The organism is Bacteroidales bacterium (genome assembly GCA_013141385.1).
In the GTDB taxonomy this organism is placed as follows: Bacteria; Bacteroidota; Bacteroidia; order Bacteroidales; family Tenuifilaceae; genus UBA8529.
Window position 1 is genome coordinate 12,628 of sequence record JABFRB010000004.1, and the last position, 24,638, is coordinate 37,265.

The 24,638-nt window shown below is 35.8% G+C and carries 5 protein-coding genes; 2 read left to right on the forward strand and 3 right to left on the reverse strand.

Features of this window, described 5'->3' with window-relative positions:
• Positions 1–52: 52 nt before the first annotated feature.
• Both HOO91_03685 and rsmH read left to right on the forward strand, forming a co-directional pair.
• Positions 53–616 (forward strand): DUF3795 domain-containing protein, encoded by a 564-nt coding sequence (locus tag HOO91_03685; protein NOU16645.1) that lies wholly within the window; start codon positions 53–55, stop codon positions 614–616.
• Positions 617–763: 147 nt separating this feature from the next.
• Positions 764–1,813 (forward strand): 16S rRNA (cytosine(1402)-N(4))-methyltransferase RsmH, encoded by a 1,050-nt coding sequence (rsmH, locus tag HOO91_03690; GenBank protein ID NOU16646.1) that lies wholly within the window; start codon positions 764–766, stop codon positions 1,811–1,813.
• A 151-nt stretch (positions 1,814–1,964) separates the two neighbouring features.
• Here the strand turns inward: rsmH and HOO91_03695 are convergent, their stop codons facing one another.
• The 3 genes from HOO91_03695 to HOO91_03705 all read right to left on the reverse strand — a co-directional run bounded on the left by HOO91_03695 (position 1,965) and on the right by HOO91_03705 (position 24,367).
• A complete protein-coding gene (locus HOO91_03695; GenBank protein ID NOU16647.1) occupies positions 1,965–2,651 on the reverse strand; it encodes a 4'-phosphopantetheinyl transferase superfamily protein in 687 nt (228 codons plus the stop codon).
• Positions 2,652–2,721: 70 nt separating this feature from the next.
• The gene (locus HOO91_03700; protein NOU16648.1) at positions 2,722–3,627 is read right to left on the reverse strand and encodes a phosphoglyceromutase; all 906 of its coding nucleotides are present in this window, start codon (positions 3,625–3,627) and stop codon (positions 2,722–2,724) included.
• 1,312 nt (positions 3,628–4,939) lie between these two features.
• A complete protein-coding gene (locus HOO91_03705; protein NOU16649.1) occupies positions 4,940–24,367 on the reverse strand; it encodes an SDR family NAD(P)-dependent oxidoreductase in 19,428 nt (6,475 codons plus the stop codon).
• Positions 24,368–24,638 lie beyond the last annotated feature (271 nt).

Sequence of the window (24,638 nt, forward strand, 5' to 3'; positions counted from 1 at the left end):
AATAATTTAGTAGCACAAGAGATAGTATAGCATAATAGAATCCAATACTAGCATGGCAGAAACACTAAAAAAACATTTCACCATTGGTTGTTGTGGAATTGATTGTGGGCTATGCCCTCGATTTCATACAAAAGGTGATTCTATTTGTCCGGGATGTGGCGGGCTAAATTTTAAAGAAAAGCACCCCTCATGCGGATTCCTAACTTGTTGCGTAGCAAAGAAAGGGTTGGAGGTTTGCTCGGAGTGTAATGAATATCCTTGTAAGCGTTTCGATTCAGAAAAAGGTGGGTACGATTCATTTGTAACTCATAGTAAAGTATTTACAAATCTTGATTTTATAAAACATCACGGGATAGATTCTTTTATCGATCATCAAATGAGACGAATAACAATATTGAATGAATTAATTTCAAGTTTTGACGATGGGCGTTCGAAGAATTTCTTTTGCTTAAGTTGTGCATTATTGCCATTAGATAAACTAAATGAAGTATTTGAATACATCGAAACTCTTGATAAATCTATGGAATTAAAGGAGAAAAATAGGAGAATGAAAGATAAAACTCAAGAGATAGCCGCTAGTTTGAATATTGAATTAAAATTGAATAAGAAAAAGTAATACTCCATGGTAACAGTAACAAAATTTGAAAGGAGTTGAATGGAAAATAGCATGTTTTTATGTAGGTATAATACTTTTATCTCCCAAAAACTCAAATAGTTTAGTCGTGATAAATCGTTAAAACGCAAATTTGTTAGTTTTGCAGCCATGGAAAATCAAGAACCAAAACACGTTCGGCGTAAACGATATAAAGGAACTCACCCAAAATCCTTTAAGGAAAAGTATAAAGAGTTACAGCCCGAACTTTACGCCGAGGATATTGCAAAGGTCATGGAGCAAGGGAGAACACCTGCTGGAATGCATCGCTCTATCTGTGTTAACGAAATAATGGATTTTCTCAAGATAATTCCAGGACAAATTGGTTTGGATGCCACGCTAGGTTATGGGGGGCATAGTTTAGAAATTCTTAAGTGTTTACACCCAGATGGACGTTTATATGCCATTGATGTAGACCCTTTTGAATTGCCTAGGACGCAGGATCGGCTAAGAGCATTAGGTTACGGATCTGAAATTTTAGAAATCAAAAAGATGAATTTCTCCTGCATCGATCAAATCGTATCCGAAGCAGGTCTTTTAAATTTTGTACTAGCCGATTTGGGTGTATCATCTATGCAAATAGATAATCCCGAGAGAGGATTTTCATTTAAAGTTGATGGTCCGCTTGATTTAAGGCTTAACCCTAAAAGTGGAAAATCGGCTTCAGAATTTTTAAAAGATGTTTCGAAAGATGAATTAGAGATGATACTGGTGGAGAATGCTGATGAACCTTATTATCAGCCTATCGCTAAAGCAATTACAGCCTGTATTTCAAAGGGAATAGATATAACAACTACAACGCAACTCAAACAAATAATATTAGAGGCCTTAGAATTTCTTCCAAAGCAACAGCGTAATGATGAGGTTAAGAAATCGTGCCAACGTGTCTTTCAGGCTTTGCGAATTGAAGTTAACGATGAATTTGGGGCTTTGGATAAATTTCTGGAAGAACTACCCTATTCTCTTGCCCCTGGAGGTCGAGTGGCAATACTTTCATTCCATTCGGGGGAGGATCGCAGGGTTAAAAAATCATTCCAGTACTTCTTTCGTTTGGGCTTGTACAGCGAGGTTGCTCCCGATCCAATTCGCCCATCGGCTCAAGAATGTAATACTAATCCACGTGCACGTTCTGCTAAACTAAGATGGGCATTAAAAGGGTGATAAACCAAAATTCTCGGTACAAATAATAAAGCACATGTGCCATTTAAGTCACATGTGCTTTATTATCAAGTGAATTCATATTAGAACCATCATCACTAAATCCTTGATTATGATTCTTTAGTTACAATATTAAATTCCAGTTCAATGGGGGCTAAAATTGACGCTCCAATTGTGGAATAACGTGTCTATTAGTATCGTTATGATAATAATTTATTTCGTGGATTTTAAATTCAGTTAATTGGTTTGTTGCTAATGCCGCACTATAATTGCTACCAATTTTTAATTCTTGTACAAGCCATGATTTATCATCATATTGTACAGTGTTGTTTTTAACTTCAAGTTTATCAAGCGGAATTGCAAACCCCCTACCATCTGCCTTGATTACACTTTCTTTAATTGTCCAATATTTAAAAAATTCTTTTAATGGATAATTCGCATTATAAATCTTATTCCACTGACTTGGAGTCATTACCGTATCGAAATGTTTTAAATTCACATCTCTATTTTCTTCAATATCAATACCAAGCCTAATATTCTTCCCTATTGCACAAGCCACATAATTACCTGAATGCGTTATGTTAAAATCATATTCGTTCAATGTTAAATACGGACGATCATATGAATTATATTCAACATAATTCCAAATATCGTTTTCAATCCCATGTCTTTTTAGTGCTTCAATAAGAAGCAATTTACCAAACAGATGTGAATGCCTGTTCTGCCAGCGAATGTAACGTGAATTCTTTTCTTTTAATTCCGGAGACAGTACAGATAGGTAATCTGAGAATAAATTTTGTTCCAAAGGATTTTCAAAGAATGTAAAAAATATATCTATCACTTTAAAATAATTTTAAATTCAGTATATCATTTTTAAATAAGCTTGGATATTAGCAAAAAACAAATATTTCCTATGTTACATTAAATACATTTGAAAATATTGCATGGAATATCTCATCTATAGAATTAACGTTTGAAAATTTTCGAGATAAATTTCCTAAGAGAATAAGTGGAACCGAGTTTCTAGTATGACCTCCCGTTGATAAATCCTCTATATTTCCATGATCACTTGAAATTAGTATATTTACACTGGAGGGCTTATCAGTTGTAACTCCTCTAAGAAATTCATCAAACATTTCTAAAAATGAAATAGAAATATTCATATCTCTTCTATGCCCAATTAAATCAGGCAAAAAACATTCATATAAAATTAATTCATAGTCATTAGCTAAATTCTTTAAGTTTTGTCCTGCTTGATAAGGAGATATTTCGGGGGCACGACTATCGGATGTATTTTGTAAAGTACTGTTTGTTATATCCCAATGAACTGCTTTACCATTAATTAAATCATTAATAGTATTAAATCTTAGCTGAGCTGCTAAAACACAATATGTTGTAACACTGTATGATGATATATTTTGTTTAGAAGAATCGAAAAATCTATCAGTATAGGAATTAGCGAAGATGCTATTAATATACTTTTCCTTTGCATATTTAAAAATTGAGCGTTTATTAATTAAAGATATCAACTCTTTATTTGGGTAGGCTGTTAAATGATATCCAAGAATTGACTGAGCATTAAAGCCCGTAAATAATGATGTTTGACCAGTTGCACTCTGAGGAACTCCATCAACCCCCAAGCATGCATCAATTCCTTTAACTAATATATCTTGCTCAACAATATTTGTGGTATTAGTCAATTTTTCACCAATCAAATTATGTGTTGTTGGCATAGCAGCTTTTGTAAAAGGATTTGAATCATCATTTCGTCCTAACCCAACTCCATCTAAAAAAATAAATATTATCTTATTATTCATCTAATATTTTTACTCCACTAAAATAGGATCACTTTATATATATGTAATGAAGTTAAAAGAGCAAGTTTATCAATACATCTATTCCGCCTGTTTTAGTTGAAGTTGCAATAATAAATATAGAAATTTTCCGATTTTCTTGATTTTAATGTTTTTACTGACACACTCATTGAAAACTTTATCAAAGAGTATCCCCATCTCATTTGTGGCACTTTGTTGTATACTGGAAAGTATTTCCATTTTTTTCTATTCTCCATATTTTTTCTCTAATTTTATAGAACTAATCAATACAAAACGCTTTTAAATTATGATAAAATATTTATTAACGAAACTATGACGATAATGATATCGCCTAAAATATACCTCCTTGAACTCTTTGGTGGCCGCAATATCCATTTTATCTTATAATTGATTAACACCTGAAAACTTTACTGATAATGTTGATATAAAAGTTAGTATGAGATATGTGAATTATATAAATAACGTGAGTTCGATATAAGAAATGTGATAATTTGGTAATTTACAGAGATATGTAATTGTTTAGAATGATGATGGAAACTTGGAATAATGGAATAATGGATAACAAGAGGTTAGATTTTTTGTTTCTTTCTTCCATTTTTCCATCATTCCAACACTCCATCGATTCAAATAAATAATTTGATTGATACACAGATTAATACATTGTTTCTTACATCGAACTAACGTTAAATAGAATCATGAATATTCATCATAGACCGGCTCAAGTTTGCACACACTGTTTGAAATTCGAAGCATAGCATTCAATCTCTTCCACTGCCCATGCAATGCTATTCTCAGCACGATTTTTTAACCAATTGAGCCGAGTTGCCTGATCTCTGGAAACAGTTCTGATGGCATGCGTCAGTTTTTCGGCGGTGATTTTTTATCGAAGAAACACGTAGGTCTATTCCTATTCTTTTTACATGATCAGTCCATGCAAATTGATCAAAATTAAACCGGGCTATGATGTTGGGAATGCTGGCAAATCTACCACAGGCTAAGAAACCGCATAGAATCCCACATCTGTATCATCTACAGCATACTGCATTTTAAAAGAGCTAGAACGTGTTCTATATAAGGAAAATCAACGCTATTCCAAAAAAGCCGCAGAAGTTACTCACAACATGTACCAAATAACGTATACGCTACCCGAGTCTAAACATACCAAAATCGAGGCTGCTCAACATAGATAATGAGAAGGCTGAACACCGGATAATCTATAAAACTTCTACAGTGTTTCAACGCTGAAAACAGGAAAAAAAGTTATTTTTCACATAACCTCAAACTCCAAAGAGAATTAAGATGATTTTTCGCCAGAATACAGATTTCGGCAAAAATCAATGATCGCTTCAATTGACTTGGATTCCGTTAACATCATAGCGTGACTTGAAGAATCCACATCTATGAAATGAATATTCGGTAATAACTCCTGCCATCTCTTCCAGTAGAATGTATGATCCAGCGTATTGTCCGCAGTAGTAAAAAAAGGTTCCATTCCTCCTAAATACAGCCCATTTTTATTTCTAATATAATAGCAATGTGTTGCTTGAGGTTCTTTTAAAGAGTTAATCACGAAATTATCCACATCGTAAGCATGTATTAACTCCACTGTTTTCATAATCATTCTTTCTAATTCATTTCTTGTCTGTTGCAATCCACTTTTCTGAATCATATCTATTAATTGACTCAAATAGGTATTGCTATCCAAATTTTCATCAATTGAACTCCTGTGAATTAAAATTTTTTCAATGTTTTCAGGATTTTGAGCAACAAGCGATAATAAAACCGTATTTGCGCCCAATAACATATTGGATTTCACCGATTCTTTCATTTGATGCTTATCATCAAATGAATCAAGCATTACAATCGTATTTACTTTTTGGCCGAGAATCTGCAATTGTCTAGTTACTTCATAGGCAATAAGACCACCCAGAGAATATCCGCCTAAATCATAAGGTCCTTCGACCTGTATCGAACGAATTATTTCGACATAGTACTCTGCTATTGACTGAACCCCATTCAAGGGACTATGCTCGGTTTGATATCCTCGGGCTTGAATACCGTAAAAAGGTCGTTGAATTTTATCGGCAATGATATGATAGGGTTGAACACCACCTAATCCTCCGTGAAACCAAAATATAGGCCTTCCCTTGGTTTTGTTATTAAGGTGAATAAGTTCGGGAAATTGCGATGAACTTGTTTCTCTTGTAACAATAAACTGCTCAATTGCCATTGAATAATGCTGTGCCAAATAAACACACAAGCTTGAGATGGAGTTATATTCAAACAATAAAGCGGGTTGAAATGAAATATCCATTTTCTGCTGAATTTCCTGACTTAATTTTAGAATTCCCATTGATGTTAGACCTAAATCAATAAAATTTGCTGCAGGATCAATTCCTTCAAGGGGTCTATGTACATTTTCAACAATAAGTTGTTCTACAAATATTTTTGCCTTTTCGCCAACACTAAAATGAGAATATTGAGTGTTTTCAGTAGATCCAATGTTTTTGGGCAGTGAAAATTTCCATTTATGAGAATTCTTTGTTGCAATGATGTTTTTCTCGTCTTGCAAACTATCAAATAAGAAATGTCCATCACCTGTCATTTTAGAACTAGGTTGTATCTCTAAGCCTAAAAATATGCCCGATTTCAAACTTTTAATATCCACCCAATAACTATCCCTCGCAAAAGGATATGTAGGCAAACTAATTAATCGAGGTCTTATCTCCTCTGATGTTTCGGGGTAAAACTTGTTCCAATCTAGTTTCAATCCTTTTACCCAAAGCTCAAGTAATTTGGAATATTTTTTTCGAACAATCCATTTATCAATCGCTTCAATCATGTCATCATCTTGATTTAAAACATCTAAATCTTCATGATTGCCTTTTGTCTTACCAACATATTCCCCTTCACAAGATACTTCGTCTAAATAGTTCCTAAAATTATCTGCTAGTTGTTCAATAGAATTAACAAGAAAACCTAACCTTTCTTCCATTACTTCTCTTCCTACTTGTAAAGTATAGGCGATATCGATTAATCTGATAGAAGGATCGATAGTTTCAAGAAAAACTAACATATCCCGAACTTTTTGTTTTAGTTGCTCTGGGGTTCTGGCCGATAATGGAATGATAACCTTGTCTTGAGACTCACCATGTTTAATACGAGACACTATGGCTGTTACCGGAATATATTCCTCCACAATCATATGAGCATTAGATCCTCCCGCACCAAAACAAGAGAGACCTGCAATACGAGGTAAAGAAATCCCATCCATTATTGGTTGCTCCCATGACCTCAAAGACTGATTGACAACAAAAGGGCTCTTATCGAAATCAATGTGAGGGTTTAGTTTTTCCGAATGTAGCGAAGGAACAATTTGCTTATACTTCATTTGCAGTAAAATTTTAGTAAGCCCAGCAATACCTGCCGCAGATTCGCAATGACCAATGTTGGATTTTGCCGAACCAATAAAGCAATAATTCGAATCCTGATGTAAATCTTGAGAAAAGGCTTTACTAAGTCCTAAAATTTCAATAGGATCTCCTAAAATAGTTCCTGTTCCATGTGCCTCAATGTAACTAATATGACGTGGATTTACTTGTGCCTCAGACATTGCTCGACTAATTACTTTAGCCTGAGCCTGTGGGTTTGGAACACTATAGGCGTTAGTTTTTCCACCATGATTGAGAGCACTACCCTTGATTAAGCCATAAATATGGTCACCATCCTTTTGGGCTTCCGATAGCCTTTTTAGTATAACAGTTCCCACACCTTCGCTAGGAATATAACCATCACTACCTTCTCCAAAACTCTGACATTTATCAGCACTAGAAATGGAACGAGTTGCACTTAAAAATAGGTATTTATTAGGATGTATAGTTAGATTAACCCCTCCTGCAATTGCTAATTGAGTTCGTCCCATCCTTAAATCCTGACAGGCAAGATGAATGGCTGTAAGAGAGGAGGAACACATAGTATCCACTGTCATGCTGGGTCCGTGCAAATCGAAGAAGTAAGAAACACGATTGGCTATGCCAGCCTGATTACCGGCAAATCCCATACGTTTTCCTAACATGCTAGCTTCAACCCCGAATAATTGATATTCACTAAACATCACACCAACATAAACCCCTACCTGTGCTGGTAAATCTTGGGAGTTTTGGTTAGAAAGTAACTGCAAACGATTTAGTGTATAACCCGCATCCTCAAGAGCCATCCAGGCATGCTGCAAAAACAATCGTTCCTGAGGATCTGTGAATTTTGCCTCTAGCTGTGAAAAATTGAAAAATGAAGCGTCAAATTCATCTGCACCACTAATAAAACCGCCCCATTTACTATGGTGAAATCCTTCCTTATTACGATCCTGACTATAGTATTCTCTCCAATCCCAACGCTCCAAGGGGATCTCTGTAATACAGTCTCTCCCAGAGCGCAGGTTATTCCAATACTCTTCAATATTTATTGCATTAGGATAACGACCGCTGAGCCCAATAATTGCAATAGGTTCTTCATGGGTGGGTGAAAAAGATGAATTTTGTAAATTAATAGTTTGAGGCTGGCGACTAAAACGTCGAACTAAAGTTTTCTCACTCTTTGACTCTAAGGCGGAATTATGATTTATAGTATCTTTAATAGAATGAGTTTCATTTTCTAATGAAAACAATTTTACAAGTCTATCTCCGTAAGATTTTATGAAATATTCGCTTACATCGTGAATATTTCGATATTCAAAGAATATGGTTTTGGGTAATGATCCAAAAGTTTTTTCCAACTGATTGGTTAACTCCATTGCAGTTATAGAATCAATACCGTAAGTATCCAAAGATGCCTGCAGATCAATTTTATTAATGGGTATTTTTAATACTGATGAAAATTGAATACTTATAAAATTTTGAGTTTTTTCAATTAGACTTTCTGAAACCTCTTTACTATCTACTTTATCAACGTTTCCAATTTCTGCATTTGTACTTACTAAATATTCATTCTGTTTCATGCCAATCCAAGGCTCATTTTGAAAAACTGAATTTTCAAAAATAGTTCTACGCATTTTCGATAATTCACCAGTAATCCCCATAATCTGACTATAGGGTTGCATAATACTATGATTAAATATTCGCATTCCATCTGTACTTGACATCGGATGAATACCAGCACTTTCAAGCAAAATATTAATTTTGGCCTCATGGATTTTCATCCCTCCATCCTGCCATAATGGCCAATTGACAGACAAAGTTTTACCTTTTCGCACTCCACTATTTACAAGTTGATTACGATAAGCAGCAAATTGATCTATGAAGCCATTTGCAGTTGCATAATCGGCTTGACCAACATTACCCAACATTGTTGAGGTAGATGAGAACAACACCATAAAATCCAAATCAAGATCTCTAGTCGCTTCATCAAGATTTAAGGTACCAACTACTTTGGGTTCAAGTACACGGGTAAATTCTTCAGTTGTTTTTTTCAGAATAAAGTTATCGGCAATCATCCCAGCACTGTGAATAATACCGTTAAATTGACCATGCTTTATATTAACTTCGGTAATAAATTGCTTTACCTGTTCTAAATTACTTAACTCTAACTGATGATAGTCAAGTCGGTTTGGGTTTTCGGATAGATTCTTAAGTATGGTGCTTTTTTTATCCTGCCACTGTTTCTCAGTTAGAATAGAACGCCCAGTTAAAATAATTTTGGCTTTACTAGTTTGACATAAAATTTCTCGGGCAAACAAGATTCCCAAGCCTCCCAAACCTCCGGTTATAATATAAACACCACAATCCTTGAAAACATTAGGTACTTCTCTTAGACTGAAATCCTGTTTTTCCTGTATTTCTCTCCACTGTATGACAAATCTATCGCCCTGTTCGTATTTAATGATAGCATCCTGCGGTTTATCTTTATTTTGTAATAGTTTACTAACTAGATCTTTTGATGTTGTGTTTGACTCTATAAAAATAAACTGACTGGAAATCAAAGGATTTTCAAGGTGAGCAGTTTTAAATAGTCCTGACAAGCCTGAGTATAAAAATTTTTCACGTTCACCAACTATAACTATCTGAATTAGTACTTTATTTGATGGCTTGCTTTTAAGCAAGGTTTGTAATAGTTCAAAACAGGCTAAAGCATATTCACCATAACGCTCTGCAATACTTTTTTGTAATGTAGCATGTAACGAAACAAAGCGGACATGCGTCATAAAATTCTGAAGTTCACTGATGTTTACAACAGGATGTTCACAAAAAATAACATAGTGATGTGCATCGTTTGAGTATTCTATCTTGGAAGGATTGTCGATAACAAGACTACTTGTAATTGAGCACGGTTCCCATATTGGAACTGCAAGCAGTAACCCAGTATTAGAATCAAGATTCTTTGTAATGCCTACTTTTGAACTGATTTCTCTGAAAGAAAAACCTCGCATTTGGACGCAAATATTGCCCTCAAAGTCGCATAAATCAATATCCAACCTTGTGATTTTATCTTCTGATTTATTTCCTTCGCTGTTTTCAACTGAGTACCGAACCCATGCAAACATTTCTTTAGTACAAGGGGAAATAATGCACAACGATTCCAAGGCAAAAGGAAGTAAAGGGCGTTGAACGAATTTGCTGCCCGCTATGCTATAGCCACTACCATCGAATCCGTTCAAATTATTTGTGTCGGCAAACAGTCCAATGGAAGATTGAATTGCACTATCCATCAAACTGGGGTGGAGTAAATAGTCATGATGTGAGTCTATCAAAGTAACCGGTAAACTCAATTGTGCAAACACCTGTTTATTACCTCTGTATATACTTGTTATTCCACGAAATGAAGTACCAAAATCAATCCCTACTTCGCTATAAATCGGATAGATATCTGAAGCGTCTAATTTACCATAAATCATTTGTTCACGGAGAGAAACCAAATCCAGTTTGCTTGACAATGTTTTATCAACGAACGTAATTTGACCCTGACCATGAATGGTTTCTTTCACCCTCTCTCCATCTGATTTTATGCTGAATATTTCATAGTCAATTTTTTCGCAATTGCTTTTTTCATTACTTGGATACAGAGCAATAGATATCTCGATGGAATCTTTAACTACAATTGGTTGTGCCCAAACCACGTTATGAAGTTCTATTACCTTTTTTCCACCTGCTGATTCATTTCGTGTTGTTGTTGCTTGAACAAAGGCCGCTCTAGCCATTTCCAAATACACAACGCCTGGAAGTACCTTCTGTCCCATCACCTTATGATCTCTAAGGAAAAATTCTTCGCCACTAAAGATTGAGGAATAACTCTGATGGTTTAGGTTGGATGAATTGGTATGAAGTAAGGGATGTATATTTATGCTTTTAGACGATATTGTTTTCGATTCATCAAGTTGATTTATCCAATATCTTTCTTTAGCAAAAGGGTATGCTGGCAGGTTTATGCGCTTCGGTTTAACTTCACCATAAAATTTATCCCACTCAAGTTCCAAGCCTTTTACCCATAAATCCAAAAGATTTGAAAATTTCCTTTCTTTAACCCACTTATTCACAGTTTCACGTAAATCAGTATCTGTTCTAAATAAAGTTAGTGAATCTTTACCTCGTTTTACCTGACCTTGATATCCATTCTCTAACCCTCCTCTATAGGCTTGTAATTTCTCACCTAATTCTTCTAAAGACGAAACAATGAACCCTAAACGTTCCTCCATCGCCTCTCTACCTACTTGTAAAGTGTAAGCCATCTGGGTCAAATCAATCGATGAATGTTCATTTTCTGATAAATAATCTATTAGATCACAGACTTTTTGTCTTAACTGCTCTTTTGTTTTTGCCGAAAAAGGAATGATAACAGAACTCTCGCTTACAGACGAAATTGGGGTTTGTCTATTTTCCACGGGAAGTACTTCTCTTATAACTAAATGAGCGTTAGTTCCGCTGTGTCCAAAAGAATTGAGCACTGCCATTCGCGGAAATCCATCGGTTGAGATCCATTCGGATTCTTGAATTGGAATAGAGAATGGAGAATCCTTGAATTCTATCAAGGGGTTGATCGTTTTAAAATTCAATAGTTTCGGAATTCGTTTATGCTGAATTGATAATAATACTTTAATCAGTCCAATAACTCCTGCTGCTGCTGCCGTATGACCAATGTGAGATTTTGCACTACCAACGGCACAATACTCTTGTTTCTGAGTAAATTTCTTGAAAACTCTCACAAGGGCATTTGCCTCTACAGGATCTCCAAGTTTTGTTCCTGTACCATGCGCTTCAACATAACTAATTTTTCCGGGATCAATTTGGTATTTACTGTAAACATTTAAGATCAACTCTTCCTGAGCTGCACCATTAGGAGCGGTAATTCCATTGCTTGCCCCATCCTGATTAATTCCAGATCCGCAGATCACACCATAAATGGAATCTCCTGAAGCAATAGCATCCTCTAAACGCTTTAAAACCAACATTCCAACTCCTTCCGAAATGATGGTTCCATCACCTGCGCTATCAAAGGTAAAACAGCGGCCGCTGGGAGAAAGCATTTCCACTTCGTCCAGACTAACCTGAACTGTGTGATCCATACATGCGTTAACACCACCAGCCAAAGCCAAATCCGTTTCCCTGTTTTTTAAACTTTCGCATGCCTGATGAATGGCAACAGCCGAAGAAGAGCAACCCGTATTGACAACAAAAGCAGGTCCATTCAGATTTAAAAAATACGATAACCGCGAAGCAACAATGGCATCTGAAGCACCTGTGAAACTTTTACCCATATATTTCACCGGCTCTGCCCCAATAAAGATACCTGTTTGCGAACCAGACAGGTTTCTTGGATTATAACCTGCATCTTCAATGGCTTTCCATCCTTCCTGCAAAACCAAACGCTGGTGGGGGCTCATAGACTCGGCTTCTCTAGGAGAAATATTAAAAAATAAAGGGTCAAAACAGTCGCGTTCAGAAAGAACTCCTCCCCATTTACAACGGGTTTTCCCTTGCTTTTTTTCCTTACTAAAATATTTCTCCTGATCAAAGTAATTAAAGGGAAGTTCCTCAACTCCATCAATTCCCATAATTAAGTTTCTCCAAAATTCCTTTACGTTTCCAGCTTTGGGGAATTGCCCTGAAACTCCAATAACAGCAATTTCTGTAGTTTTTATATTATTAGAACTTTGAATGCGACTAATGGTATCATGAACATTACTTAAAGTACGAACTTCTGGATTTTGAAAATTTTTGTTCGAGTTGTTTATATCATTTTGCTTAAAATCTTTCTCTGAATTCAATTTTGCATCAATTTGCCCACTATAAGCACTCATCACATGTCTACTCAGACGATTGAGTGAAGAGTAATCAAAGATAATAGCAGTGTTTAGCGAGATAGATAAGCGTTCATTAACCTGATTGATAAAATTAACTCCCAAGATAGAATCAACACCATAATCCGAGAAAGCAATATTTGGATCTATATTTTCTGGTGCAATTTTCAAAGTACTAGACAAACAACCAAGAATATTCGATTGAACGTATTCATACGGATCTTTCCGGGGGGTAAAATCTTTAGATTGAAGATGCTGAGCTCTAATTTTTTCTTTATTAATGGCTTGAACAGAAGACGAGAAAGATTGCTGTTTTTTTCTGCGAATTATTCCATCGCTTTGCGCTAAAATAATTTGCTGCCCTAGTTCATGTGCTTCTTCCGCAGGGAAAAATACTTGAGAAAAACCCTCCTCTTCTAAAACCCGTTGCCAACTTTCTGGAAATAGTCCAGGGCTATCGAGCATGCGAAGATCAGAATCTTCAAAAAGCCACCACCCATCTAATAATCCGAATGTCAAATGAGCAGCCAAAGATTGTATGCTAACCTCGTTAAGAATAAGGAGACCCTGACTACACAAAAGGGTTTTGGCGTTCTGCAAAGTATTTCGAATATTCTTTGTAGCATGCAATACATTGGAAGCAATCACTAAATCATAACTCGCGAGTTCAAAACCTTGCGACTCAACTGATTGTTCAATATCTAATAGTTGACACTCTAGATAAGGAGTTTTACTAGCAAAATTATCATGAGCATGTAAAAAAAATGCCTTAGAAATATCTGTGTAGCAGTATTTTTCAATAGCATTTTGATAATCACGCAATTTCTCAAAAATGATGGTAGATGTACTTCCTGTTCCAGCACCAATTTCCAAAATTCTCAACCGTGTTCGTGAATCCAACTCCAATCGCTTTTGCAAGTAGGCAACTACCGTATTAGCAACAATTTCATTATAGGTATCACCTTGAAGATTGTTTTTGTAAACTCCTTCAACTTTCTCTAGAGAAGATTTTGGGAATAGAACATCCGTTGCGGGAATTTGCCCCTGCAAAACCTCTGGTAATTTCTCCAAACAATCGTTTAAAAGCAGAACTAATGCTTTGTATTCAGGATTTTGACAATAATTATCCTTTTGAAGTCTCCAACTATTCCATACCGAGTCAAATTCTAATGGTAACCAGTCCTCAACAAAGTCACCTTTAATTCTAATCAACTTGTATTCTGATAGTATTCTCAAGCAAGCATTCCACCAAGGATAGTATTTATTTATAATTCCGCTTCGCACTCTAAGATCCAACAAGTTTAAAGGAATCTTAGAGGAGGAAGATTCCCACAAACGACGTAACTGAACAAATAGTAACTGAATGAGCCATTTATCCAAATCCATTCCTTTTTGTCTAAGCCGAAGGTTTGCAATTTTATCTGTGGGAATTTCGATTAATTTTTTGTAATCCTGAGAGAATGAGGGTGATTTACTCGTGAGCATAATAAATTCGTCTTGAGCAATATTCATTATAGAGGTAAGCACCTTAGACTGCCCAACACATAAAACTTGATGAATTCTGTTTTGCTGTAACTCATTCACAAATCGTTCAAAGCATGCAAATCCCTCCCAATCCTCCAAAACATCGATATTTTCAGTGCCTATTTCATTTGTTCGTTCCTTAAAAGAAGATTTCCAAATACCCCAGTTGATAATCCCAATAGGAAAATTTGTGTTTTTTTGCAGAGAACGAACAATACTATCCGAAAAAGTAATTCCACTAGTATATGCCGTGAAATCGGAAGCACCCAAAAATGAGTATGTTTGTCTGGATGAAAAATAGCACATGAAATCCAAGGATTCTTTTTTCAGCGCATTATAAAATGCCAAACTACCAAGTGTCTTAATATTTGAAGTAAACCTAAATTCCAATTCGCTGATTTGATCAATAGAATTGTCACTATTGGAAACCATTCCAGAAAAAATAGCTCCATGAATGTCTTCATATTTGTTTTTAACTTGCTCTATTGCCCTTTGCATTGATTCAGGACTAGTCAAATCTGCTTCAAAGTAGTCCAATCTTTCAGTAAACTCTTCGAATCGCTTTAAAGCTGTTTTTATCTTTTCAGATTCTTTGGAGCTTCTCCCAATCCATACAATGTTAGCATCATATTTTTTAATTAAGTTACTTGTTATTATCTGACCAATAGTTCCACTTCCACCAGCAATAAGATAAACCCCTCTATTCCTGAAAACAGGTAAATGGTTTGCTTCCCGCTTTAATTTAAAAAAAGTTTGTCGATACCGTTTGCCCGATTGAATTTTAAAAACCTCACCATTACCAGAAGGAGATTCTGTATAAATAGCATTAAATAATATCTCCTGATAGTTTACTTTTTCTAAATCCTTTGAGGATAAGTCAAGGTTTCTCACTTTAAATACATGGTTACCCTGTGCTAGTGAATAGGCAAAACCTGTACAACCTCCACCCCAGAAGCGCAAGGAATTACTTGATTTTTCAGCAATTGAATAATTATCGAGCGTAAGAATATATGAATCAATTTTTTCTCCAATCTTGTTGGTTTGTTTTAGATATTTGATAAATCGCAATAATTGAATTTCATTGTTTTCCTGACATTCTATAACTTTCTCCCATGTTATTAGTTGGGGCAACTGCTCATTCATGGCGAGAAAATAAAAAACTTCAACTTTATTTACATCCTGTAAACAATGCGAAAAGCATTCTGGATCATGAATATCACACAACCATTCTCCTTTAGAAATCTGTTTAGTTGTGTTTGCTAAACGAATAATTATTACACAACTATTTTCATTTTTTTGGTAAAAATTCTGAATTGTTTCCTCAAACTGAAACGCGGATCCATTACAAATAATTAGAACATTAGAGTGAGGAGTAGGAGGACTTTGAAGCAGATTCTCCTGCTCTTCCCACCTGCATAGATAAGTCAGCTTGTCCCATTGTTCTTCTTCGGTGAAAATAGAATTGCTGTTTGGGGGAAGTTTTGTAACTGTGTCTTGGTGGGATAATGAATTTTGAAGTTGATCTCCTGACTTTTCTTCTACAACATGAAGAAAATGATCTTCCTCTATCCAATACCGTTCCTTAGCAAAAGGGTAACCAGGTAAACTAACACGCATAGGTTTGTCATAACCATAAAATCTGCTCCAGTCGAAATCAAAGCCTTTAACCCATAAATTCAACAATTTCGCTAATTTTTTTTGAGATATCCATTGTTCAACAATGGTTACTTTCAAATCATCATCCTCGCTTATCAAACTCAAACCTTCCTTACTATGCTTGGTTAGATCTTGATAAACTCCATCTATATGCTCCTCATTCAGATAAGCTTGTAATTTTCTCGTCAATTGCTCTACGGAACTAACCATAAAACCTATACGTTCACTCATTGGTTCACGACCTACTTGTAATGTATAAGCCAACTCTATAAGATCGAGTGATTCTTTTCTGCTATGAAGAAAATTTAATAAATCAATAACTTTTTGCCTAAGCTGTTTAAGCGTTTTGGCTGAAAGTGGTATGGCAATCTCACTTCTTTGAATGAATTTTTTATCTTTTTCAATTTGCAATGCGCTCAAATCAACATATTCTTCAACAACTACATGTGCATTAGTACCACTGAAACCAAAAGAACTAACCGCAGCTTGTCGTTTCTTTCCATTCTTAGTTTCCCAATTCCGCAATTGAGTATTGATATAAAACGGAGTATCTTTCAAATCAATGTGTTCATTCAACTTTTCAAAATTGATAGTAGGGGGCAATTGCTTATTCTTTAAGGCTAAAAGCACCTTGATAAAACCCGATATTCCAGATGCAGAGAGGCAATGACCAATGTTACTTTTTATTGAGCCTAAAGCACAGAAACCCTTTTCATTTGTGTATTTCTTAAAGGATTCTTTTAGACCTTCAACCTCAATAGGGTCTCCCAATTTAGTGCCAGTTCCATGATTTTCAACGAGTTGAATATTGACTGGTTTAATTCGGAATTTTTCATAAATCTCTTGTTCCAATCGTGTTTGTGATTCAGGATTAGGAGCAGTAATTCCATTAGTTCTACCATCCTGATTTACACCCCAACCTTGGATGACTCCATAAATTCTATCATGATCCCTTTCTGCATCAACTAACCTCTTTAGCATCACAACCCCAACTGCTTCTCCAGGTACAAAGCCATTGGCTCTCTGATCAAAAGTGTAGCACTTCCCATCTGGCGATAGCATGCCTGCCTGCGAGGTCATTACATGCATTGAAGGACCTGCCATTACATAAACCCCTCCGGCCAATGCTAAGTCACTACTACCACTAACGAGACTATCGCATGCTGAGGCAAGGGCAACAAGGGACGAAGAGCAAGCTGTATCAATTGACAAGCAAGGTCCTTGCAGATTTAAGAAATAGGAAATACGTGCTGCTAGTATTGAGGTAGCACCTCCTATTAAATTTTGTGCGCTCCATTGATGCTTTTGTGATTGTTGATGATAGCCATTACTACTACATCCAACAAAAACACCACATTTGCTTCCAGAAAGATGTTTGGGGTTGTATCCAGCATCTTCAATGGAATGCCAACTGGTTTGCAAAAATAAGCGCTGCTGGGGATCCATTGATTCAGCCTCAATCGGTGATATATTAAAAAATAAAGGATCAAATAGATCGTATTCTTCCAAAAATCCCATCCATTTGCAATTCGTTTTTCCAGGCAACACAGCTCCTTGGCTGTAATACTCACTAAGATTCCATCGTTTTTGCGATACCTCACTGATACAATTTTTTCCTTGAGAAATATTCTGCCAAAACTCATCTAAATTCTTTGCTTGAGGAAACTGACCACTCACTCCAATTACAGCAATTGATTGTGATTGGTAGAAAGATAATGGTTCAGGTTGACTTTCAAAAGGTTGCTTTTGATGCTCTTTAAGTCTTGTTTTTTTAAATGAAACTAGTTTTTTTCCATTAGTCAGAATTTGTTGACTGGTTACTGGTTTTGCAATTTTAATTTTTTCATCTGTAACAATTAATTTTTGGAAACTATCATCTGTTTTCCGAATCTTATCAATTTCACTTTTAACATAATTACTGAACTGGCTTATAGTAGGATAATTATAAACCTTGGTAGCCTCAATCGATGTTTTATATTTTTCATTTATCTTACGCACCCAACTCACTCCTGCAATCGAGTCCAAACCCATATCAACAAATTGTTTATCCTCATCTATTTCCGATACTTGCATTTGTAATTCATCGGACAAGAACCCTTTTAGAGTTGATGAAATTTTGGATAGGTTCTCCGTTTCAGGGGATAAATCAACCTCGCCAGAATTCGCAATATTACCTGTTACAGCAGAAATCGATACAGATCTATTACCAAAATTTGGTTCAGGATTGAATTCCGTTCCGCTCTGATAAAAATGTTCTTGAATCAAATTTAGTGTTTCAACCTGCCCAACAAATGTTTTTTCGTGCATCAACAACTCAAGCTGATAAACCTCTTCCAAATGCTCTTGAAAGTATAGTGTCCACTGACGTTTTAAAGCAATAAGATTCTCTCTAGAATGAGTTGCAATTTGTTGAGCAAGAACCATTACAAATGAATCGATCTGATTTCTAGGCAACACACAAAACTTTTGGCCTTTTTCTTTTAATTCTCTACCAGAATATTCTCTTGCAGTAAAAAGAGTCTCCCTCGCCAAATCGTACCCTATTTTTTCTGGGAAAACAAGTGTGGCTCCGGCACCAGGGGTAAATCCATAATTCGTATATGGGCTTACATATTTACTTTCTTCGCTTAAAATAACAAAATCAGCAAACATTCCAAAAGACCATCCTGCACCAATGCCATGCCCTTGCATTGCAGCAATCACGGGAATTTTACAATCAAGAGCTACTTGAATAATTTTATTTTCGGTAAATTTAGCCTTACCTTCCTGAATAGCTATCAATGATTCCTTAGTACCTCCTGAAGCAAAATAATTTTCGTAACCTTTAATAATCACCACCTTGTAATTAGGTGCTCCGTTTATGTGCTCAAATACCTCTATCAATCCGTTTACAAGAGCCTCCGAAAACATATTCTTTGCTTCCCGATCCTCCATTTTAACTAATACAATTTCATCGGAATAAACAGTGGCTTTAATAACTTTTGATTTTAATGACAAAGAAACGACTCTTGAATTATTGTCAATCTCTTTTTCCATTTCACAATTCGCAATCTCAAATGAATCTTCAATCGCTTTTTCCCACAATTTTCTGAACTTCACTTGTTCTTGAAAATGTGCTACTCTCCTCTCTTTCCACGATAATAAAGAAGGGCTACTAACAACTAATTCATTAACTAAATGATTAAGATGTCGAGCCAAATGTATTTTTAACTGACGTAGCGTTTCTTGTGGTTTTTCAGAAAGATTTCTAGCAAGATTTTGTGCGAAATCCTCAACCTTTTCTTTGGAAAGAATGGGGCAAGTCCATCCTTTCTCTTGGAGTTGCAAACCAGTCAATCCATTATTTGATGACAAAGAATCTTTAGATAAAGACAATATTTCCTTTGCATGAGTTTCACCGAATCGCTCTTTAAAAAGAAATTCAAGTTGCTTATTAATAATTACTTCCTGTTCCAAATCTGAATCAGAAATTGTAAAACCATAATTGCTTTCTTGGTTACAAATCATGAAATCACACAGTGCCCCTACAAGAAAACCAGCCCCTAAGGCATCACCACTCATTACAGCAATAACTGGATAAGGAAAAGAAATAATGGATTGATATAAGTTTTGCTGACGTGTCTCTTTAAGCGCTTCTGTTAATTCGTTTTTCCTTCCCCTCAAAAAACTTTTCTTTGTCCCTTTTAATATTAAGACCTTAAAATCCGTTATGTGTTTTGCTCTATCAAGCACATCACACAATTCATCAACTAAAACTTTGGAAAGGGTATTATTGCTCTCATCCGAAACTATTTGAAGAGAAAAAATGCCATTTCCAAAATTGAATAAACTAACATGAGAAAATGTAATTAATAAATTAGGGGAAGTAGACCATTCATAATCATCATTTAAAGGTGTATCAACCAGTTTAATAGAGGTGATAGGTTTAGAGAGTTCATGCTCAATTGTTTTCATCACATGAGCATCTGGAAATTTTAATGAAATGTTAGTGGGTTTATTTAACGTATCTGGATAAGAAATCTTCATATGTTTTTCACTCACCTTTGCTTTGATATTATGCGACTCTACACGGAATGAAACTTCGCGCATAATCATACATATTTTCCCTAGTTTATCACACAGATCGATATCAAGAAGAAGGGAATTATCATCGGGTGAAAAAGAAAAAACATTTCCCTTTGAATAGCGAACCAAGGCGAACATCTCTTTTGGACAAGGATGAATGACCTTCAACGAATTTAGGCTTGAAAGTACTGGCCTAAATGGAATCTGTATTGAATTCCCGAGGGTATTCTTGCAAAAAAGAAGTGCAGTTTGTAATGCACATTCAATTAAATTGGGATGTAATATGTAATCCTCATGTGTAGCAACAAGAATATCGGATATTAGCAAATGTGCGAGAGTTTGAGTTTTGCCATGGTAAAGAGAATTTATTCCCTGATAATTCGAGTCGTAGTTAAAACCCATTTCGGATAACTGGGAATATAGGTTTGCCTTTTCGTTGGTGATTGAATCTTTCTCATTCTTAATTTCTCCTTTAAGTTTCTCTAAATCAAAATGAGGCATAATCGAATGAGAACAAAAGATTGCTTGTCCCTGACAATGAATAACCTCCCCAAATGAGTCTTTAAGATCATTATGCTTTGTAGAACTACAAATTTCAAAATCAATTTGCTCTTTGTCTTCTTCAAACAAGGTAATGGATACCGCGTTGTTTAAATCTCCCTCTTTTGCAACTTCAGAAATTACAATTGGATCACCCCAAACGATGTTGCGCAACTCTACGACTTTTAAATCAGCGTTAGAATTTTTCTTACCTATTGACATTGCATTTATAAATGCAACTCTCGCCATTTCCAAACACGCTGTTGCAGGCAAGATTTTTGATCCATTTACATGGTCAACATTAATAAAAATCTCTTCTCCTGAAAAACAAGATGCATAACTAATTTCGGCAAGGTCTGAAGTATTACGTTGTACTAACGGATGAATTACATCAACCTTCTTTTTTTCTTCAACAACTTTAATTTTTTCTATTTTTTTATCAATCTCAACCCAGTACCGCTCCTTAGCAAAAGGGTAAGTGGGTAGGCTAATAAGCTGCGGTTTAGTCTCGTCATAAAGTTTATTCCAATCAAACTCTATTCCTTGAACCCATGCACAGAGTATCTTATCATATTCAACATCTAAAATTTCTGATCCTATGATTCCTTGTAAATCGCCATTGATTATTAAAGTTTCATTCTCATCCTTGATATTATTTATCTCTCCTTTTACCTTACCTCTGAAGAATCCTGATATATTATTATGTCCATTGGCAAAATCGCACAACTTTTCTACAAGCTCTTTCACAGAAAACACAAGTAATGCCATTCGCTCCTCCATGGCCTCCCTTCCAACTTGCAATGTATAAGCAATGTCAACTAGGTTTTTATCTGTTATTTGGTTCTCTTGAATATAGGCAATGAGACGGATAGCCTGCTCCTTTAGCCTATCTGCATTTTTTGCGGATAATACTATAATTACTCGAACTGAAGAATTCGAATAAATTCTGGACTGTTCCAAATTTCTAGGAATGAATTCCTCCATCACCACATGAGCATATGCTCCAGAGAAACCAAAAGAACTTATACTAGCACGTCTGGGTATTCCGTGAAGAGTTTTCCATTCCTCAACCTCGCTATTGATATAAAAGGGTGATTTATCAATTTGAATAAGAGGATTAAGGGTTTGGAAGAAGGGCATAACAGGTATTTTTTTGTACTTCATTTGTAAAATGACTTTTAGAACCCCTGCAATTCCAGCTGCACCCTCAGCATGACCTATATGAGCCTTGGCAGATCCAATAGCACAAAACTGCTCCTTACCGGTAAATCGTTTAAATGCCTTTTTAAGGCTATTAATTTCCACAGGATCTCCTAGTTTAGTTCCTGTACCATGTGCTTCAATATAACTTAATGTGCTTGGATCTATTTGTGCATTCTCCCATGCCTTCAGAATCACATTCTCCTCTCCCACAACGCTTGGTGCAGTCAATGACGGAGTATATCCTCCATGTAATGCAGCAGATCCTTTAATAACCGCATGTATTTGATCCCCATCCTTTATTGCTTTTTCCAACGGTTTCAGTAAAATGCTCGCAATTCCCTCACCTGGAACATAACCATCTGCTGCCGCATCAAAGGAATGACAGCGTCCCGTTGAAGATAAAACTCCGATACTGGATGAGTATCGATAATGCATTGAAGATAAGATCAAATTGGCTCCGCCAACAAAAGCTAAACTGCATTCGCCTTTTCTTAAGGCATTGCAGGCATAATGTAAAGCAACCAACGATGAAGAACATGCAGTGTCGAATGTCAAGCTTGGGCCTTTAAAATCAAAATAAAAAGAAATACGATTGGGAATTACGGTTGCAGCATTGCCAGAACCCACATAGGGATCTACTGGGAGATTTAACTCAGTCATTCTCTGATTGTAATCATACCAACAGACCCCTATAAAAACTCCAGTGTCAGTTCCTCTTAACCGATTAATATATCCAGCATCTTCAGCACAGGCATATATGCTTTGCAAAAGCAAACGATTCTGAGGATCCATCCATTTTGCTTCTCGAGGCGATATACGAAAAAAATTTGCATCGAATTTATCCACATCGTTAATGAAACTTCCCCATTTGCAATAAGTCTTATCAAGAGTCCTAGGATTTGCATCAAACCAAGGACGATAGTCCCAATGATCCATTGGAATTTCTCTGATTAAATCTTTTTTTGTGACGAGATCATTCCAAAATTGATCTAGATTTTGCGACCCTGCAAACGTGCCATGCATACCAATAATGGCAATATCCCCTTCACCAAATTTTTCCGATACATCATTTATTACAGAATGTGGATTTGAAGCAAATTTTGTTTTGGTCGAAAATTCATCGGTTTGGATCACTTTACTAATGGTTTCAGAACTAATTGATTCTGAAGCAATTTTTTGAGAGTAATTTCCAAAAAACTTGTTCATCAAGTCATGATGTTCTTTGGAAAAAAATTCGGTAAGCTCATTTATATTGGGATATTCAAAAAATAGACTCTGGCCAAATTCAATACCCGTTTCTTTTTCAATCTCATGAGCCAAAGCGACAAGATGAGAGGAATCCAGCCCGAATTCCATCAGATTAGCATTACTGCTTAACCGTTTTGATGCCCCTGGTAAATATTTTTCCAACTTTTGCATCAAGTATTTCTGTATTTTTCGAGCCATATTCCCAGAATCAGCAAATTTTTCGACATCATTGTCAACCGGGGCTGACATAACCTCTGGTGGGTTCTCTGTCAATCCTGATTGCGGGAGTGGTTTTACCGATACCTGTGCACTACGGATTCTTTTCATGGAGCATTCCGAAAAATGAGCGACTACCTGAGAATCATCGTCTATAATATCTGCGTTAAAAAGGATCATCTCGCCGGAATTTTTTACAAGATTTATGGATATCCAGCATTGCTCCAACTTCTTCTTTTTATGAAAAAAAATATCCTTAATTCCAAAAGGCAGAAACCAGGTATAATTATCCCGACCTATCAAAGGCATAGCAGCCAAGAAAGTGCTTTGGATGATTAACGGGTGTAGTGCGTATTTGTGATTTTCTTCCTGACTTGTGGCTTGCGAGAGAGCGATCCGTGCGAGTGTCCGGTCGTTCCCCTGGTAAAGACCAACAAGAGTCCTGTAACTGTTCCCCAGATTGACCACTATATCGCTGGAATAACAATATGTATAGATGTAATCAAAATCATGTACTTCTTTCAGATCCTTTTGCAGAAATGTTAAATCTGTTTCCTTATTTTCAAACCGAACCTTTTGCAAACTTCCGGTCGCAGCCTTATTCCATGCTGTATTTTTATCATATCGGTACAGGGCTTGAAAATCTGTTTTCAGTTCTTCTTGAACTGGTTCTATTAGCACTTCTATTTTCTGATCTTTTTTTAACTCCACAGGTTTGACGAAATTGAGCTGATGAAGATGGACGTATATTTCCTCCTTAAAAATTTCAAAAAAGGCATTGATGGCCAGGCTTCCATAAGTTACCCCGATGAGTACTTGCACATCATTTATGGTATGATCTTTAAGAAAAGGTTCATCATAGGAATAAATCTCCGTAGTTAAAGGTGTTTTTTTTAATAATCTTATTTCATTAATAGCTTCACCTACGGTCATCTCTCTGTTCTTTACTCTTTCAAGTATGGAATCGTATTCTGTAAAGTTCATTGTTTTCTCCTCCTGTTTTCAGTGTTGCAAAACCTTAGAAATTTTTATTTATTGTTTGATATAACTCACAGGCTCTTTATCATGTCTTGATACTCATCGTTATATCCTAAAATACAGCATCCTATATGTTTATAAGCCCCGCCCATCTTCGAATCTTGATCTATAAATATTCTCAAAAAAAACAAACAATTTTTTTTCACTCGTGTAATAATAAATTTTATAATCTGAGTTAGTTCTGAAAAAATAATAATACGCTTATTTACAGCTACAC

Bases quoted from the DNA above. Each gene is read 5' to 3' on its own strand.
- HOO91_03685 (NOU16645.1), top strand. From the start codon at position 53: ATGGCAGAAACACTAAAAAAACATTTCACCATTGGTTGTTGTGGAATT.
- rsmH (NOU16646.1), top strand. From the start codon at position 764: ATGGAAAATCAAGAACCAAAACACGTTCGGCGTAAACGATATAAAGGA.
- HOO91_03700 (NOU16648.1), bottom strand. From the start codon at position 3,627: ATGAATAATAAGATAATATTTATTTTTTTAGATGGAGTTGGGTTAGGA.
- HOO91_03705 (NOU16649.1), bottom strand. From the start codon at position 24,367: ATGAACTTTACAGAATACGATTCCATACTTGAAAGAGTAAAGAACAGA.